This is a genomic window from Stenotrophomonas sp. YJH_SMC_21 (assembly GCF_059369555.1).
This window is the reverse complement of the sequence record NZ_JCAFSU010000005.1, coordinates 1-16,353: the sequence shown is the minus strand read 5'-3', so window position 1 is coordinate 16,353 and position 16,353 is coordinate 1. Positions and strand designations below refer to the sequence as shown.

The 16,353-nt window shown below is 63.2% G+C and carries 15 protein-coding genes and 2 pseudogenes; 12 read left to right on the top strand and 5 right to left on the bottom strand.

The window, feature by feature from the left end:
- Nucleotides 1-446 precede the first annotated feature (446 nt).
- On the bottom strand, nt 447-1,340 hold the full coding sequence (locus AC5P67_RS09075) for a LysR family transcriptional regulator (protein WP_150359833.1): 894 nt from the start codon (nt 1,338-1,340) through the stop codon (nt 447-449).
- A 111-nt stretch (nt 1,341-1,451) separates the two neighbouring features.
- Here AC5P67_RS09075 and AC5P67_RS09070 point away from each other — a divergent pair, with 111 nt between their 5' ends.
- The 9 genes from AC5P67_RS09070 to AC5P67_RS09030 all read left to right on the top strand — a co-directional run bounded on the left by AC5P67_RS09070 (nt 1,452) and on the right by AC5P67_RS09030 (nt 10,697).
- Entirely contained in the window at nt 1,452-2,510 is a 1,059-nt protein-coding gene (locus AC5P67_RS09070; protein ID WP_150359832.1) for an alpha/beta hydrolase, read from the top strand.
- Nucleotides 2,507-3,718, top strand: coding sequence for an MFS transporter (locus AC5P67_RS09065; RefSeq protein WP_495214585.1), 1,212 nt, complete (start codon nt 2,507-2,509; stop codon nt 3,716-3,718). The genes AC5P67_RS09070 and AC5P67_RS09065 overlap by 4 nt, the downstream gene beginning before the upstream one ends.
- Nucleotides 3,719-3,852: 134 nt before the next feature.
- Nucleotides 3,853-4,200, top strand: coding sequence for a cyclophilin-like fold protein (locus tag AC5P67_RS09060; RefSeq protein WP_058983026.1), 348 nt, complete (start codon nt 3,853-3,855; stop codon nt 4,198-4,200).
- Between the two features lie 106 nt (nt 4,201-4,306).
- On the top strand, nt 4,307-4,975 hold the full coding sequence (locus tag AC5P67_RS09055; protein WP_150359830.1) for a carboxymuconolactone decarboxylase family protein: 669 nt from the start codon (nt 4,307-4,309) through the stop codon (nt 4,973-4,975).
- A gap of 251 nt (nt 4,976-5,226) precedes the next feature.
- Nucleotides 5,227-5,874: an aldehyde dehydrogenase iron-sulfur subunit PaoA gene (gene paoA / locus AC5P67_RS09050; RefSeq protein WP_076739991.1), complete on the top strand. Its 648-nt coding sequence runs from the start codon at nt 5,227-5,229 to the stop codon at nt 5,872-5,874.
- Complete coding sequence (locus AC5P67_RS09045) at nt 5,871-6,821, top strand: FAD binding domain-containing protein (protein WP_099473258.1); 951 nt, start codon at nt 5,871-5,873, stop codon at nt 6,819-6,821. The genes paoA and AC5P67_RS09045 overlap by 4 nt, the downstream gene beginning before the upstream one ends.
- Nucleotides 6,821-9,025 carry an aldehyde oxidoreductase molybdenum-binding subunit PaoC gene (paoC, locus tag AC5P67_RS09040; protein ID WP_099480630.1) on the top strand — a complete coding sequence of 735 codons (2,205 nt, stop codon included), beginning with the start codon at nt 6,821-6,823 and terminating at the stop codon, nt 9,023-9,025. Before AC5P67_RS09045 ends, paoC begins: the two co-directional genes overlap by 1 nt.
- Before the next feature lie 8 nt (nt 9,026-9,033).
- Nucleotides 9,034-10,095, top strand: coding sequence for an XdhC family protein (locus AC5P67_RS09035; RefSeq protein ID WP_099480632.1), 1,062 nt, complete (start codon nt 9,034-9,036; stop codon nt 10,093-10,095).
- A complete protein-coding gene (locus tag AC5P67_RS09030; protein ID WP_111118014.1) occupies nt 10,071-10,697 on the top strand; it encodes a nucleotidyltransferase family protein in 627 nt (208 codons plus the stop codon). The genes AC5P67_RS09035 and AC5P67_RS09030 overlap by 25 nt, the downstream gene beginning before the upstream one ends.
- A 104-nt stretch (nt 10,698-10,801) precedes the next feature.
- Here AC5P67_RS09030 and AC5P67_RS09025 read toward each other — a convergent pair whose 3' ends face one another.
- The 3 genes from AC5P67_RS09025 to AC5P67_RS09015 form a co-directional block, all read right to left on the bottom strand.
- Nucleotides 10,802-11,272, bottom strand: a complete 471-nt coding sequence (locus AC5P67_RS09025) for a hypothetical protein (RefSeq protein WP_164173123.1) — start codon at nt 11,270-11,272, stop codon at nt 10,802-10,804.
- Complete coding sequence (locus AC5P67_RS09020; protein ID WP_164173125.1) at nt 11,273-11,629, bottom strand: hypothetical protein; 357 nt, start codon at nt 11,627-11,629, stop codon at nt 11,273-11,275.
- Between the two features lie 457 nt (nt 11,630-12,086).
- Nucleotides 12,087-12,842: a tetratricopeptide repeat protein gene (locus AC5P67_RS09015; RefSeq protein ID WP_164173127.1), complete on the bottom strand. Its 756-nt coding sequence runs from the start codon at nt 12,840-12,842 to the stop codon at nt 12,087-12,089.
- A gap of 165 nt (nt 12,843-13,007) precedes the next feature.
- Here AC5P67_RS09015 and AC5P67_RS09010 point away from each other — a divergent pair, with 165 nt between their 5' ends.
- A complete protein-coding gene (locus AC5P67_RS09010) occupies nt 13,008-13,724 on the top strand; it encodes a hypothetical protein (RefSeq protein ID WP_099527873.1) in 717 nt (238 codons plus the stop codon).
- Between the two features lie 1,054 nt (nt 13,725-14,778).
- Nucleotides 14,779-15,558 (top strand): annotated as a pseudogene (locus AC5P67_RS09005) (DNA-binding protein); the annotation flags it as partial.
- Nucleotides 15,559-15,778: 220 nt separating this feature from the next.
- Here the strand turns inward: AC5P67_RS09005 and AC5P67_RS09000 are convergent.
- Nucleotides 15,779-16,168, bottom strand: a complete 390-nt coding sequence (locus AC5P67_RS09000; protein ID WP_229298564.1) for a Mov34/MPN/PAD-1 family protein — start codon at nt 16,166-16,168, stop codon at nt 15,779-15,781.
- A 45-nt stretch (nt 16,169-16,213) separates the two neighbouring features.
- Here AC5P67_RS09000 and AC5P67_RS08995 point away from each other — a divergent pair.
- Nucleotides 16,214-16,353: pseudogene (locus AC5P67_RS08995) on the top strand (integrase core domain-containing protein); the annotation flags it as partial.

The following is a 16,353-nucleotide window of genomic DNA, read 5'->3' as shown; positions in this document are numbered from 1 at the left end:
AATCCCGGTGCTTTCATTGCGGGACAGATATTTCGTCTGATCTCGGCACAGCGAAGTACGTCGCACTGCTCTTCTACAGCAGCATCGTAAGCCTCGTCTTTGCCCTTCCGATTGTTCTTACACTTGCCGGTCAGCGCTGGATCATAGGCTTGACATTCCTGTTGCTGTATCTCGCCCTTCTTTTTATTCCCGCCATGGTTGCCCACGCTAAGAATGCAGCAAAGACATTCAGCGCTGGACGATGACTTGGCGGCATGCAGTATCGAGATGCAGCTGCTTCTGCGGGAAATGGAGTGACGTTCAGGCGCCCGCCCGCTTCTGGTCGGAAGCGGGCAGCACTGAGGCAGGGGATTAGGAAGATCTATCGGGGTAGGGCTGGTGTCCATCTCCAGCCGATACAGGGCACAAAGGGGGAATTATGACCGCACCCGGGATCGGCCTCCACATCACCTATCCAGCTTCCACCACGCAACCAGCGCCGCAAATGCCGGCGACGGCTGCCGACGGTTCGGGTAGTAAAGGTGATAGCCGGGGAAGGGGACGCACCACCTGTCCAGCACCGCCACCAACCTGCCTTGCGCGATGTGCTCGGCCACCAGCGGTTCCGGTGCGTATGCCAAGCCCAAGCCATCCAGTGCGGCATTGATGACGTGGGTCATGCTGTTGAAGACCAACGGCCCGTCGCCGCGCACGGTGAATTCCTTGCCCTTCTCTTCGAACTCCCACGCATAGATGGCACCGTTCGGGCGATGTCGGATGTGGATGCAGCGGTGGTGCGTAATGTCGGCGGGCTTCTTCGGTTTCGGATACTTCTCGAAGTAGTCGGGTGAGCCCACCACGACCAGACGCCAATCAGGGCCAACCCTGACAGCAATCATGTCCTTGCTCAGTGCCTCTCCGAGCCGGATGCCCGCATCGAAGCGCTGCTCCACCACATTGGTGAAGCCGTAATCCACGTAGAACTCAAGCGTAATGTCCGAGTACTCGTCCAGGAATCCGGCAAGCTGCGGACGGATGATGGTCTCCATGGAATCATCCGTGCAGGAGATTCGTAGCGTTCCAGCTGGGCGGTCGCGCAGGTCACCCAGCGCCTCCACGCTGGCACCGATGGCCTCGAAGTGGGGTGCGATGGAGCGCATCAGGCGCTCGCCCGCTTCAGTGGGAGAGACATTGCGCGTGGTCCGGGCGAGCAGGCGAATTCCCAGGCGCTCTTCCAGTAGGCGCATCGAATGGCTCAGCGCAGAGGGCGTAACCCCGAGGCGAACGGCGGCCTTGGTGAAGCTCTGCTCCTGCGCCACTACCAGGAACGCTTGCAGATCATGGGTCTTCACGGTGCTCATGGATCAATTGTGAGCAAAACTCAGCAATGCATCAACTTTCAACCGGCTTATCGATGTAGGGGGCGGGGCCTATCGTGGCGACCTGAGTCCCCCAAACGAGGCCATAAGCCCATGAAACGCACCACGCTGATGCTGGCGCTGCTCGCCAGCCTCTACGTTCCGGCTTCAGCCATGGGCGCTGACACACCGGCGCCAGCCCGGTCCATGGGAGCCGACAACTTCTACCGCAGCCCCACGGTCAAGGGGGAGCGCGTGAGCTTCCACAACCAGTACCAGACGGAGGTGGTGGGTACGCTTTACCGCCCTCAAGGCCTGCCCGACGGCAACCGCGCGCCCGCAGTGGTGGTTGGCCACCCGATGGGCGCAGTGAAGGAGCAGAGTTCCCAGCTCTACGCGCAGAAGCTGGCCGAGCAGGGCTTCGTTACGCTGGCGATCGACCTTTCCTTCTGGGGCGAGAGTGGCGGCGCGCCGCGACACCTGGTGGCGCCGGAAATCTATTCGGACGACATCAGTGCGGCCGTGGATTTCCTGAGCACGCAGTCCTTTGTCGATCCGGACCGCATCGGCGGCCTGGGCATCTGTGGCAGCGGCAGCTTTGTGATCAGCGCCGCCAAGATCGATCCACGCATCAAGGCCATCGCCACGGTCAGCATGTACGACATGGGCGCGGCAGCACGGCAGGGGCTGAACAGTGGCCAGTCGCAGGAGCAGCGCAAGGCGGTGATCCAGTCCGCAACAGACCAGCGTCTGGCCGAATTCAAGGGCGGGCCGCCGGTGTTCGTGCCTGGCACCGTGAACCGCCTCGATGCTGACACGCCCGCCATCCAGCGTGAGTTCTTCGACTTCTACCGCACCCCGCGCGGCGCCTATACGCCAAAGGGTGACAAGGCCGAACTGACAACCCAGCCGCTCTTCAGCAGCCTGGTCAAATTCATGAACTTCCATCCCTTCAACGACATTGAGACGATCTCTCCCCGGCCAATGCTCTTCGTCTCCGGCGACGTCGCGCATTCCCGCGAATTCAGTGAAGACGCCTACCGAAGGGCAGGGCAGCCGAAGGAGATCTACTGGGTGAAGGGTGCTGGCCACGTGGATCTGTACGACCGCGTCCAGCTGATTCCCTTTGACAAGCTGGCCACGTTCTTCCAGCGCGGCCTGGCCGGGAAATGAGCCGCACCGACGCCCTCGTACATCGCGCCAACTGGGGCGGCGTGCTCGCAATGACGCTGTGCATCTTCGCGTTGATCGCCTCGGAATTCATGCCGGTGAGCCTGCTCACTCCCTTGGCAGCAGACCTGGGCGTTAGCGAAGGCCTTGCCGGCTACGGTGTTGCCATTTCGGGTGTATTTGCGGTGTTGACCAGCCTGTCGATCTCGCGATTGGCAGGTAGCGTGAACCGCCGAACGTTGCTGTTGACCCTCACGGCGTTGATGGCGGTGTCGGGACTGGTGGTGGCGCTGGCCCAGAACTATCCGGTCTACATGACAGGCCGTGCGCTGATCGGCGTAGTGATCGGCGGCTTCTGGTCATTGTCCGCCGCAACCGCGATGCGGCTGGTACCGGAGGCCGAGGTCCCGCGAGCCTTGGCGATATTCAACAGTGGCAACGCCCTTGCAACGGCCATTGCGGCGCCACTGGGCAGCTATCTCGGCAGCATGATCGGATGGCGCGGCGCATTCCTCTGTCTTCTGCCGGTGGCAGCTGTCGTCCTGGCCTGGCAGTGGGTTTGTCTGCCGTCCATGGAAGCGGAGGAAGGCCGATCACACAGCGGAGTCGTCGTGTTGCTGCGGCGACGCGTGGTGGCACTAGGCATGATGGCCTGCGCTGCGTTCTTCATGGGGCAGTTTGCCCTGTTCACCTACGTGCGGCCGTTCCTGGAGCGGGTCACGCATGCTGGGGTACCTGCTGTTCCGTGGGTTCTGCTGGCGATCGGAGTGAGTGGTTTCGTGGGCACACTTGCCATCGGGGCATTCATCAGGCGCGGACTCTACCGCACGCTGGTGATTGTTCCCGCGCTCATGGCGCTGATTGCCGTCACTCTGGTTCCACTCGGGCCCCATCTTTGGCCGACCGCCGCACTGCTCTCGGCGTGGGGTCTGCTGGCCACGTCCGCACCGGTCGGCTGGTGGAGCTGGCTGGCGCGCACCTTCACCGACAATGCCGAGGCCGGCGGCGGGCTGATGGTTGCGGTGGTGCAGTGCTCCATCGCGCTGGGCGCCACTCTCGGCGGACTGCTGTTCGACAGCCTTGGCTTTGCCAGTACGTTCCTGGCCAGTGCGGGCATCCTGTTGCTTGCCGCGCTGCTTGCCTACGCCACTGCGGCTGATGATGTGCACACGTCAGCCGCGGGGATTGCCACACAGGCCCCGAAGCGATGACGCGCCTCACTTCCATAGCGGCGAAGCTGCTCGTGCTCCTTGTTGCTTTTGGGGCGGTAGCCGCTTGCTCAGCCGCACCCGATCATCCAGCCGTCGCTGCCGCCAGAACTGAGGCCAATCAGGAGATTCATCCCATGAAAATTCGACTGATCATCAATGATCAAGTTCTGTCAGCCACCCTGGAGGACAGCCTTCCTGCACGCGAGTTCATTGCCCAGTTGCCGCTGACCCTACAACTTGAAGACTACGCCGCGACTGAGAAGATTGCGCAGCTGCCGCGCAGTCTAAACGTGGAGGGCGAGCCGGAGGGAATCACGCCCGTGGCAGGTGATATGGCCTTCTATGCGCCTTGGGGAAACCTGGCGATTTTTCACAGGCCTTTTGGCTATTCAAAGGGTCTCGTAAGGCTGGGTCGCATCGAAGGAGGGCTGCAGCTCCTTCGCAAGACCGGGGCCGTAGAGGTCCGCATTGAGTCGTTCTAGAGGCTGGCTGCCCATCTTGGGGCCCAGCCTTCTTGCCAATCTGCTGGGCGCGGCGACGCTTGCTGCCGTTCCTGGTTATATGGCTTTCGCACACGAAGGAATAGCGATGCACACCAAATCAAATCAAGCCCCCACAACTGAACTGGATCCGCGCCGGAAAGCCATCATTCCGATCGGCGCCTTCGCAGCGGCCGGCGACTTGGATGGCCTTCGTCAGGCGTTGAACCAGGGCCTGGACGCGGGATTGAGTTTGGCCGAAACGCGAGAGCTCCTGATGCAGCTCTACGCTTATGCGGGGTTTCCTCGGAGCCTGAACGCGTTGAGCGAACTGATGAAGGTGGCGGATGCGCGTAGACAGCAGGGCATCCAGGATGACGCCGGCCGCGAGCCCCGCAAGCCGATTCCCACAGGCGATGCCTTGCTCGCTGCAGGCACGGCAAACCAGACCAGGCTCGCCGGCGCTCCTGTCTCAGGGCCTTTGTTCGATTTTGCCCCGCAAGCAAATCAATACCTCCGTACGCACCTCTTCGGCGACATCTTCGAGCGCGACAATCTTGATTGGCAAAGCCGCGAATTGGCTACGGTCAGCATGCTGGCCGCCATGTACGGGGTGGAGCCCCAATTGCAGTCCCACATTGGAATCAGCATGAACATCGGCCTGCGGCCGGAGCAGCTATACGATCTGGCCGATGTACTTGAGGAGCGCGTCAGCCTCGAGGCTGCCGATCGTGTTCGCGTCGCGATTCAACGTCAGCTTGAGGTTCGAAAAGAATGATGGTCCGGAAAGTGCTCCTTCGGCTGTCTTCGAGTTTTGAGATTCGGGATGTTTACCGGGTCGGGTAGTAGAGCTGGTAGCCGACGAAGGCCAGTAGGCTCGGCCGATGATGCCGGCGCGCCTCCGACCGACTTCACAGACCTGTACCCCGCAGATGGGCATAGTGGCCCTTGGGTAGTGTGAGCGCGTCCATCCAGCCACGGGATTTTCCCGAACGCCAGGAGGTCACTGTGCCAAGTTGTGATGAAGGAATGAAGTTGACGCGTCGCCAGGTGATCGCCGGCGGCGTCACGACCGTGGCAATGTCCGCCGCACCGGGGGCGTCATCGCTCGCCGCCGAACTGGCGACGCCACCGCCGCCCAGGCCGCCGGTCATCAACACGGTGGCCTTCACCATCAACGGCAAGCGGCGGGAGCTTGAACTCGACACCCGGACCACGCTGCTCGATGCCCTGCGCGAACATCTGAAGCTGACCGGGACCAAGAAGGGCTGCGATCACGGTCAATGCGGTGCCTGTACCGTGCTGGTCAACGGTGAGCGCATCAATGCCTGCCTCAGCCTGGCGGTGCAGCACCAGGGCGATGCCATCACCACCATCGAAGGCCTCGGCACCCCCGATGACCTGCATCCGATGCAGGCCGCCTTCATCAAGCATGACGGCTACCAGTGCGGGTACTGCACGCCGGGGCAGATCTGCTCGGCGGTGGCGGTACTGGACGAGATCAAGCGGGGTGTCCCCAGCCATGTACAGGCAGACGTCAGTGCACGGCCCCGGGCCACCAACATGGAGATGCGCGAACGCATGAGCGGCAACCTCTGCCGCTGCGGAGCCTATTCCAACATTGCCGAGGCGATGGAAGAGGTTGCTAGGGTGACCTCTGCAGGGAGGCGCTCATGAGGGCCTTCAGTTACGAACGCGCCAAATCCCCGGCCGAGGCCGCCAAGGCCGTCGCCGGTATCGAGGGCGCGAAGTTCCTGGCCGGAGGGACCAATCTGCTCGACCTGATGAAGCTTGAGGTCGAGACGCCAGCGCACCTGGTCGATGTGCAGGACATCGGCCTGGACAGGATCGAACCCACCGACGAAGGCGGCCTGCGCATCGGCACGCTGGTCACCAATACCGCGCTGGCCTCGCATGAGCGCGTGCGCCGCGACTACGCGGTGCTGACCCGCGCGATCGTGGCAGGCGCTTCCGGGCAGTTGCGCAACAAAGCCACCACCGGCGGCAACCTGCTGCAGCGCACGCGCTGCCCGTATTTCTACGACCCCAATCTGCCCTGCAACAAGCGCCTGCCCGGATCCGGCTGTGGCGCACTCGAGGGGTTCTCCCGGCAGATGGGCGTGATCGGCACCTCGGACAGCTGTATCGCGACCTATCCGGGCGACATGGCGGTGGCCCTGCGGGTGCTGGACGCCTCGATCCAGACCGTCAGGGGTGACGGCAGTACGCGCAGCATCCCGATTGCCGATTTCCATCGCTCCCCCGGCGACAAGCCGCAGCAGGACAACGTGCTGCAGCGCGGTGAGCTGATCACCCACGTCACGCTGCCACAACCCCTGGGCGGTCGGCACGTGTACCACAAGGTACGTGACCGCGCGTCCTATGCGTTCGCACTGGTGTCGGTCGCCGCGGTCGTGCAGCGAGACGGCTCGGCGCGGTTCGCCTTCGGTGGGGTCGCGCCGAAACCGTGGCGCGTCGAGGCAGCCGAACCGCTGCTGCGCGATGGTGTAAAGGCCGCGACCCGGCAGGTGTTCGCCGGTGCCCGTCCGACGCCGGAGAACGCGTTCAAGATCGCGCTCGCCGAGCGCACTCTCGCAGCCGTGCTGGTGGAAGGAGAGCGCTGATGCCCCTTGAATTCAACGCCCCCGCCGGCGACAACCTGTTCGACAAGGCCAAGGTCGTCGGCAAGTCGACGCCGCGCATCGACGGTCCACGCAAGACCACCGGTACCGCCCCCTATGCCTACGAGCGCCATGACGTGGCGCCGAACCAGGCCTACGGCTACATCGTCGGTGCGGGCATCGGCAAGGGGCGCATCATTTCGATGGATGCCTCCCGCGCACGTGCCGCGCCCGGCGTACTGGCGGTCATCACCGCACCGGAAACCAAGCCGGTCGGCACATCGAACTGGAACAATGCACCGTTGTTCGGCGGAGCCGAGGTGGCGCACTACCATCAGGCCATCGCCTGCGTGGTGGCAGAGACCTTCGAGCAGGCCCGCGCCGCTGCGGCGCTGATCCGCACCCGCTACGAGCGCAGCAAGGGCCGCTTCGATTTCCCCGCTCTGGCACCAACCGCGCCGCTGGCAAAGGGGCGTGACGGCAAGCCCGACCGGCAGGCGTTGGGCGATTTCGACACCGCCTACGCGAGCGCCGCGGTCAAGCTCGACGAGACTTACCACACCTCCGACGAAAGTCATTCGATGATGGAGCCGCACGCCACCATCGCCGCCTGGGAGGGTGACACGCTCACGCTGTGGACGGCGAACCAGATGATCGACTGGGCCAGGCAGGGCATCGCGGCGATCCTTGGCATCGATCCTGCCAAGGTGCGCGTGGACTCCCCCTATATCGGCGGCGGCTTCGGCGGCAAGCTGTTCATCCGTGCCGACGCGGTACTGGCCGCGCTGGCGGCCAAGCAGGTCGGGCGGCCGGTGAAGATCGCGCTGCAACGCCCGTTGATGCCCAACAACACCACGCACCGGCACGCCACCCTCCAGCGCGTGCGGATCGGCTGCGGAAAGGATGGCCGGATCTCCGCCATCGCCCATGAGAACTGGTCGGGCAACATCAACGGCGAGGACGGCGAGAACGGCACCCTGCAGACGCCCAAGCTCTATGCAGGCGCCAATCGCTTGGTGGCCAACTACATCGCCACGCTCGACATGCCCGAAGGCAATGCGATGCGCGCACCGGGCGAAGCACCGGGCCACATGGCGCTGGAAGTTGCGATGGACGAAATGGCCGAGAAGCTGGGCCTCGACCCGATCGCGTTCCGCATCCTCAACGAGCCCGAGGTAGTACCCGGCGATCCGTCCAAGAAGTTCTCCGACCGCAACCTGGTGCGCTGCCTGCGCGAAGGCGCGGAGCGCTTCAATTGGAACAAGCGCAACCCCAGGCCGGCGCAGGTCAGGGAAGGGGACTGGCTGGTCGGTATGGGCGTGTCTGCGGGCTATCGCGGCGCACCGACGATGAAGTCGGCGGCGCGGGTCCGGCTTGACGGCCAGGGCGGGGTGATTGTCGAGACCGACATGACCGACATCGGCACCGGCTCCTACACGATCATCGCGCAGACGGCAGCCGAGACCATGGGCGTGCCGCTGGAGCGGGTCCAGGTGACCCTCGGCGACTCCCGTCATCCCGCCTCCGCTGGTTCCGGCGGCCAGTGGGGCGCGGCAAGCTCCACCGCAGGCGTGTACGCGGCGTGCGTCAGCCTGCGCCGCAAGGTGGGCGAGAAACTCGGCTTCGACGGCGACACCGCAAACTTCGCCAATGGCCGCATCCAGGCGGGTGGGCGGACGATCAAGCTGGCGGAGGCGGGCACACTGTCGGCGGAGGACGGCATTGCCTTCGGCGACTTCAAGCAAGGCTACGACGTCGGCACCTATGCAGGGCATTTCTGCGAGGTTGCCGTGCATGCCTATACGGGAGAGACGCGCATTCGCCGCATGCTTGCCGTATGCGATGGCGGCCGGATCCTCAATCCGCTGTCTGCACGCAGCCAGGTCATCGGCGGGATGGTGATGGGTGCGGGCGCGACCCTGATGGAGGAGCTGGTGGTCGACAAACGGCTTGGCTTGTTCATCAACCACGACCTGGCCGGCTACGAGGTTCCCGTGCACGCCGACATCCCGTACCAGGAAGTGGTCTTCCTCGACACGCTGGATCCGGTGATCTCGCCGATGAAGGCCAAGGGCGTAGGTGAACTGGGCATCTGCGGGGTTGGCGCCGCGATCGCCAATGCGATCTACAACGCAACCGGCGTGCGCGTGCGCAGCTATCCCATCACCTTGGACAAGCTGTTGCCCGGCTTGCCCGACATAGGTTGACGTTGCGCATGGACCGACCCGTAGCCTCGCCCACTCTGGAGGTCTCCGCCGCAGGCGGAGGGGAGCCCGGCGATCTTGCCGAGGACCTGTCCGCAGCGCCGGGCTTCCTCGCCGAAGGCAGCCCGCGCGGCGTACTCGAGACGGCCTTGACGCGCTTGCGCGCGGGGGAGCACGCCGTGCTCGCGCTGGTGCTGGAAACCGATGGCTCCACCTACGCCGGTGCCGGCGACATGGTGCTGTTCTGCAACGGCAGCCAGGTCGGCTGGCTGAGCGGCGGATGCCTGGAGCCCGAGCTCGCGCGACGCGCGGAGCAGGTGAGCGCGGCAGGGCGGGTCGACTGGATCGAGATCGACACCCGCAGTGACGACGACCTGTTGAGCGGGTCCGCGCTCGGCTGCCGCGGCCGGCTGCGAATTGCGCTTCTGCCGTTGCGTGCCATGTCCGGCATCGACGACGTCATCGAGGCCTGGTTGCGCGAGGGTGTGTCACTCCAGCGCGACCTTCGCACGTCGGGGCAGGTCGTTTTCCGCGCCGGCCATCGCGAGCAGGCATGGCAGCTGCATCCGATGGACGGGGCGCAGTCCTTTGGCGAGGGCGCATGGCATTTGCCGTTGCTCCGGCTTCCGCGGGTCCTGGTGTTGGGGGGCGGTCCCGAAACGCCCTTCCTGGTTCCGTTGCTGCGGGGCCTGGGGTGGCGGGTCAGCGTGGCCGAACGGCGAGCGCGCTGGGCCTCTGCCGGGCAGTGCGCGGATGCGCATCTTCAGGCCAGCCCGGCCGAGGCCCTTCATGACGACCCGTGCGACGCGGCACTGGTGATGCATCACGACTTCGAACTGGACCGGGAGGCGCTGGTGGCCCTGGCTGATACCAAAGTCGCGTTCATTGGACTGCTGGGTCCGCGTCGAAGGCGCGAGGATCTGTTCAAGCTGCTGACACCGGATCAGCGCCACTGCCTTTCCCCGAGACTTCAATCACCGGTCGGCCTGAACATCGGCGGCCGAGGGCCCGAGGCAATTTCGCTCAGCATCGCCGCGCAGCTGCAGCAATGGCGAAGCGCGCACGGCAGGTGACTGACGCGCATGCGGTCGTCGTGCTGGCTGCCGGCGGGAGCACCCGACTTGGCCAGCCCAAGCAGCTTCTGACCCGGCAGGGCGAAACCCTGGTACATCGCGTGGCGCGGTTGGCGCGGGAGCTCGCGCCAGCGCAGGTCCTAGTCGTAGTGGGCGCGAAGGCACAGGCCGTGACATCCAGCATTGCCGGGCTGGAGGCCACTCCGGTAACCAACCCCCACTGGGAACGCGGCCTAGCGAGCAGTCTGCAGGTTGCCGGCGCACACCTGCTGCCCACGGTGACCGCGGTGATGGTCGTGGCATGCGACCAGCCCGCAATCGAGCGCTCCCATCTGCAGGCGCTGCTTTCGGGTGCCCGCGCCTCGGCGTCAGGGTGCGCTGGCACGCGTCATGGAGACGCGCTTGGCATTCCTGCAGTAGTGCCGCGTGCATGGTTCACCTCTGTCGGTGCAACCGGTGACCGCGGCTTCGGAGCGCGCCTGCGGCAACTTCCCGTCGATACGGTGCATGTCCTACAGGCACCGGAACTGGGCCTGGATATCGATACGCCAGACGATCTTGCGCGTTCGCGCGATGCGGGCTGGATCGATGCCGGGAGGTGACCCGCATGATCACTGAGCCAATGCCTGTCGCGCAGGCGACGAGCGGCAGAGCTGCAGCCCGAACCCTCGCTGCCCGCAACCCTGTAGAGTCGGGTCATGCTCGACTACGGCACGCCACATCGCGCCCCATCAGGCACATCACTAGCAAGACTCTGCAGCACCCGATCCAACAGAACAGGTTCCGGCACGCCAGCCAGTACCTGCTCCAGGTAATCCAACGGCTCCAACTGCCATTGGAGGAGCGCCCGCAACCGCGCAACGGCGGGCGCCCGCTGCTTCGCGTCCAGTGAGGCCTGCAACAGCAGATGGTGGGAGCGCCTCTCCAGCCACAGCACTGGAACGCCTCCACAGTGAATCTGGAATCCGGCGCTTTGATGCCGTTCAACGAACTGGAAGCCCTGTTGTGGCCGAGAGTCCACGAACTGCATCGCCTGGCGGCGCAGTTGTGAGAATCGATCATCGTTGATGCTTTGGAACGCGACAGGCGAGGGCACGGGCGGCGCCAGCCACTGCGTCTGTGCCGCAACCACCACCGCAAGACAGAGCGCGGTGGCCGCCCAGCGCCACCAGGCCACTCAGCCCTCCGGATGCAGTCGGGTACTGGCGTGTGCGGTAAGGCCGATTCCGGCCATGATCAGCCCCTCCATCACGCGCGGGCCGACGTATTGCTCCAGCTCGCCGTTCTCGCGGGCACGCTGTGCGGCCAGCAGGATCTCCAGCACCACCCGAAGACCCGCCAGCGAGCAGTCGGTGTCCGCCAGGGCGATGCGTCGGCCTGGCATCTGATGGCGTTCTGGCCACGGCTGGCCATCGGAGGCGACGCCGGCGCCGATGCTGTGCAGCAGGGCGATGAGCGTGTTTGGATCCAGCGCAGGGCCGTTCGCGGGCACGTCGTGGATAGGGTGCGGGGCAGGGGAGTGGGGCTGGGTCATGGCGGGGCTCCTTGCGTGCATGCAGAAGCCGCCACCGATAAAGGTGGCGGACGATGCGTGGTTCGAAACCCCGTGTGTGGATGACCGGGCAGGCGCAAGGCCTCCACGCACCGCCCGCCATAGCCGACTGACGGATTGCCAGCCGGCACCGCGCGAAGCAGTGCCGGCTGGCAAGTGCGAGCAACATCCACACAACCGGGGTTTCGAATCCCGACCACCGATGCACGGTGGCAGGGCAAGGAATACGCGGACCTATGCGTGATGCCAATGCAGTAGGGCTGATGACGTCACTACTTTCAACATTTTCAGAATCGTTGCATACGACGCAACCAAACTGGAGCCTTGCGCTACAACGCTATCGGCGATGCCGGTGGTGCAAGCCTAGCGAGTGTCGGCATCCGCCCGGCGAGGCCGTGAGCGAGGCGAATGCGACAGGATTGCCAAGGACCGCCAGGCGTCAGTAACCCTTCAACGCAACCTTGGCCCGCTCCAGCCATGTGGCATTGTGGCTCCGTGCGTGGCGCGACCAATGCTGGGCATCGTCGATGATGCTGGCGAACAGGCTGCGGGCCTGCTCGCAATCGTCGGGCTGCGGCTGTGCCATCAGCCACTCGGCGTACAGGCAGCGGGCGGCGGCATCGTTTCCGCATTCCACGGCCCGCTCGAATGCGGCGCGGGCTCCGGGTGCTTGGGCGGTCGCCACTGCCTGCGCGTAAAGCAGGGTCTGTTCCGGCTTGCGACGCACATCCGGATGGCGGGCGAACAGGCCCTCCAGCGTCTCCGCCGCAAGCGCGGGCTGCCCGGAATCGAGGCGGGCACGCGCCAGGCCGGTCAGAATGTAGGGATCGTCGCCCAGCGGCGAGCTGGCTGCCTGCTCAAGCAGGGTTCTGGCTTCCTCGGCCTGGCCAGCAGCCAGCAGTGCCATGCCGAGGCGAACCCGATTCTGCACGGTGGGCGTACGCGCCAGTTCGGCACGCGCGTTGCGCAGGTCCTGGCCCGGGTCCATGAGCTGCTTGGCGGAGCGGATTGCCTGCCGCGCGCCGCGCGAGTTGCGGGCTTCCGGGAAGTAGATCGCCAGGAAGTAGACGATGCTGCCTAGCAGTGGGAAGGAGAAGAGCAGGATGAGCCAATAGAGGCTCTGGCCCGAGCGGATGGCGTGTACCGCGAAGCAGATGGCCGCCAGTACGTGGAGTCCGATTCCGATATAGGGCATGTGTGCCGCCTCGTCCTTGTGAGGGGTGGAACTATAGTGGGGGAGGGGAGGGGCGCCAATGGGCGGGGTGATCGGGCGTGACGCGTCACGTTAATAGGGTGGGTTCTGCGAGGTGGAGCGCTGCATGCCACTATGTGGCGGGGCTGCATTGATGGAAGGGGATACATGGAACGTACGCAGAAGACGCTAACGATGGCTGATGTTGCTGGATGGGGTTCGGCGCTCGTCACGTTCGGGTTGATTCAAGGGGCCTTTTATCTGAAGGCGTATTGGGGGCACTTCGGCGTGGATCCCTTTCAGTTTGTCGCCGTAAGCGAGCTTGCGCTGGCAGGGCTTGCGGGGATCGGCATGGTGTTGTTCTTCATACTGATTGCGCTGCTGCTTGGAGGGTGGGTCGAGGGGAAGGTGACAGCGACGCCGTCCCCAGCCAATCTGCTGATGTGGCTGACCTTGGCTCTTTGTCTTGTTGGAATGGGCGCCTTGCTTTGGTGGTCCAATGCCTGGCCAGTCTTGATAGGTGTGGCGCTGACGGGTATATGTGCAATGGCAGTACGCCTGTCCCCAGTGTTGCCGGCCGCCGTGAAGAACTCGCCGTGGCTGGTCTATGCGCTCGTGATGATTGTCTATGTCCCGATCTCGTCAAACTGGCTTGGCTTCGAACGCGCCAAGGCGATTACATCTGGCAGCAGCAAGTACACGGTCAATGTGACCATTGATGAGAAGGTGCAAGGCAGCCTGGGCTTGGTGGGGCGTTTGGGTGACAGCTATGTGCTTTGGGACCCGGTACAGAAAGCTGCAGTTCTTGTGTCAGTGGACAACGTGAGTAGGCTGGAGATTGCGCAAAAACCCGTTTTGCCTGCCAAGTCAGTCCAGTCGCGATAAGGGATGTTTATCGTGGGTAGGGCGGATGTCCGCTTCTGACCGAAAGCGGACGTTGGCACGAAATTACCATGCACTGTACGGTGAGCTACGGATAAGCCATATGGCCGTGCCCAGAGGCTCGGTTTAACCAAAGGGGGCCGCCTCAGATGGCACTGCGTCGACTCAAACTCTCGATGCATCGAGATCACGCCATGGAAGCCACTCGTGTTTCTATAGGCAAATCAAAATTGGTATATGTACTTGTTGCTGATAAGAAGCTCAGATACGAGCTCGGAAAGACGCGTATTGTCTATATCGGAACGACGAAGAAGGGCACCTCTCGTATCGCCCAGAGCGTAGCGGCTAGGGCGGAGGATATTCTTGGCATCAGAGGTGTCCGATCCTTTCATGCCCGGGTTATCACTTGTCGCCCTCGAAGAAGAGTAAAGACTTGGCACCAGCTCGAACGGGCGCTCCTGCTCAAATTCAAAGAGATGTTTGGCGAAGTCCCAGCGTGTCCAAAGAGTTCAATTACTTTGCCGAGAACGGAGTTCAGCTCCTGATCGAAGAGCTCTCGTAGGTATTTGGGCCTTGACCACTTAGCGTCAAGAGAGATGTGGGTAGCCCATTGGGCAAGGGCACTAAAGGGCGGGGGAACTTGCACGAACCATACCTGCCGGTGCGAGCTTCTAGTTGCCGCCGAGCCTGCTGCAGGCTCCGGCTGCGCTGGCTTGTTAGCCGGGCCTGGCCTGAGATGATAGATAGCCAGTCATCAAACAATGATCCGTGCGATTGCAAATGAGAGGATGATGAAGATTATACTTTGGGTGCCCATAGCCTTATTCGCCCTGCTGTCATTAAGAGCGATAGCTTTCGTCGTATATCAAGGATTAAATGGGTCCCTCTTTGGGGAGGAGGAAGTTATTGTCGCCGGGGTCGGCGTGGTCTGCGGCTGGATCGCCTGGGTAATGTACAAGGTACTGATAAGACTATGGAGGAAGCCGAAGCCATAGTCTAAGGTCGATTCTCAGAGCCGCCTGCTCCTCCCGAAGAATCGGGCCATAAAGACGTTCATACCGCCGCCGACGAGCTGGTCGCCAAGGGCGAGCGCCCAACCGTCGAGCGGATCCGGGCTCACTTGGGGACAGGCTCACCGAATACCGTGACCCGCTGGCTGGAGACGTGGTGGAACCGACTTGGGACGCGCCTGCAGCGAGCGCGTCCGGACTTGGAAGGAGCGCCAGTAGTGTTGGCAGAGCTCGCCGGGCAATGGTGGGAGCTGGCGCTGAAGCATGCTCAGGAGGCCGCCCACCGAGAGCTTGCAGAGGCTGAGCAGGTGTTGGCCGCCCAGCGTGATGCACTGGAGGCTAAATCCCGACTTGTAGATGACGAGCTGACGCAAATGCGTTCCGAGCGCGACGCTGCACTTACTGGGGAGAGAACTGCAACGACCCAAGCTTCAGAGCTACAGCACTTGGTCGACCAGCTTCAGCTACAGATCTCTGAACTCGCAGAGCAGCGAGATCTCGAGCGTCGAAGAGCCGACCGAACCGAGACAGCGAGACAGCAACTCGATGCCCGGCTTCACGATGCTCTAGAGACGGCGAAATCTGAGCGGGAGGACTGGACCGAGTACGTCAGATCTGTCGAGAATCGAGCGCTCAGCGATGTTGATCGAGCCCGCCAGGAGGCGAAGGAACTCCAGGCGCAGCAAAGCAAGGCATCCGAGCAGCACAGGGATCCGAACAGCACAGGGCACTTGAGAACACGCCGAGGACACGAACGCCACCACAGTCCGATACATCATTTCGCAATCTTGGTAGGTATGTTTAGTGTTGCATCAGTAACGGACTAAATTTAAAAGCGTTTTTGCCGATATAGCACATTAATCTGTTGCGCCTTTTGCATCGAGCCTTGTGTTGCGCGACTCAGGCTCCTAAGCGCAACAGGCCAACTCGTGGTCCGCAACACCCAGAACAGTCGCTGCAAGGCTTCTGACTAGTGGCCAGTCCCCCTCGCCGCTTGTCGCCTCTTTGAGCTTCAAAGCTTGCGGCTTCATGGGTCAACGCATTTTTTTATCGGTGGGGCTGAAAGAGGTCGCCATTACCGTCTCCATGAACCAGCTCGACGTGGAGACCTTGCCTCCCGACAATGATCGAAAGCTGCGGTCGCTTGTCTTTTCTCCCCGTAGCCAGTCGGCGCCATTCCGAGCGGTCCAATCCGGACGGGGTCGGGTAGTCCTCCGGGTGGGTGTGCCATTCGCCCAGATATCGTACCGTGCCACGTGAGGCGCGCCAGCGATCAAGGGCAAGCTTGGCATGACCGAATGGGGAGCGGTGAAAAAAGGTGCGCAGCCTGAGGTCCCAGATAGTTGGGGCTGTGGCCTGTTCAATGATCAGATGCTCGCCATGAACTGTCCCAAGAAGTAGCCCGCCTGACTCGGGAGCTTGATCGCCGTCTTGCACGTAGCGGGCAAACACATCCAAAGTGGCCGGCGAGAGATGAATGAGCTCGCCCAAGCCCGCCAGGTCATCGCCGACTGGCGACGCGACTACAACCAGGTGCGACCACACAGCAGCTGCGGTCGAATCCCGCCTGCCCAGTTCGCTGCCAACCACCGAGCACAACAAGCCGACAACGCAGTAACCTT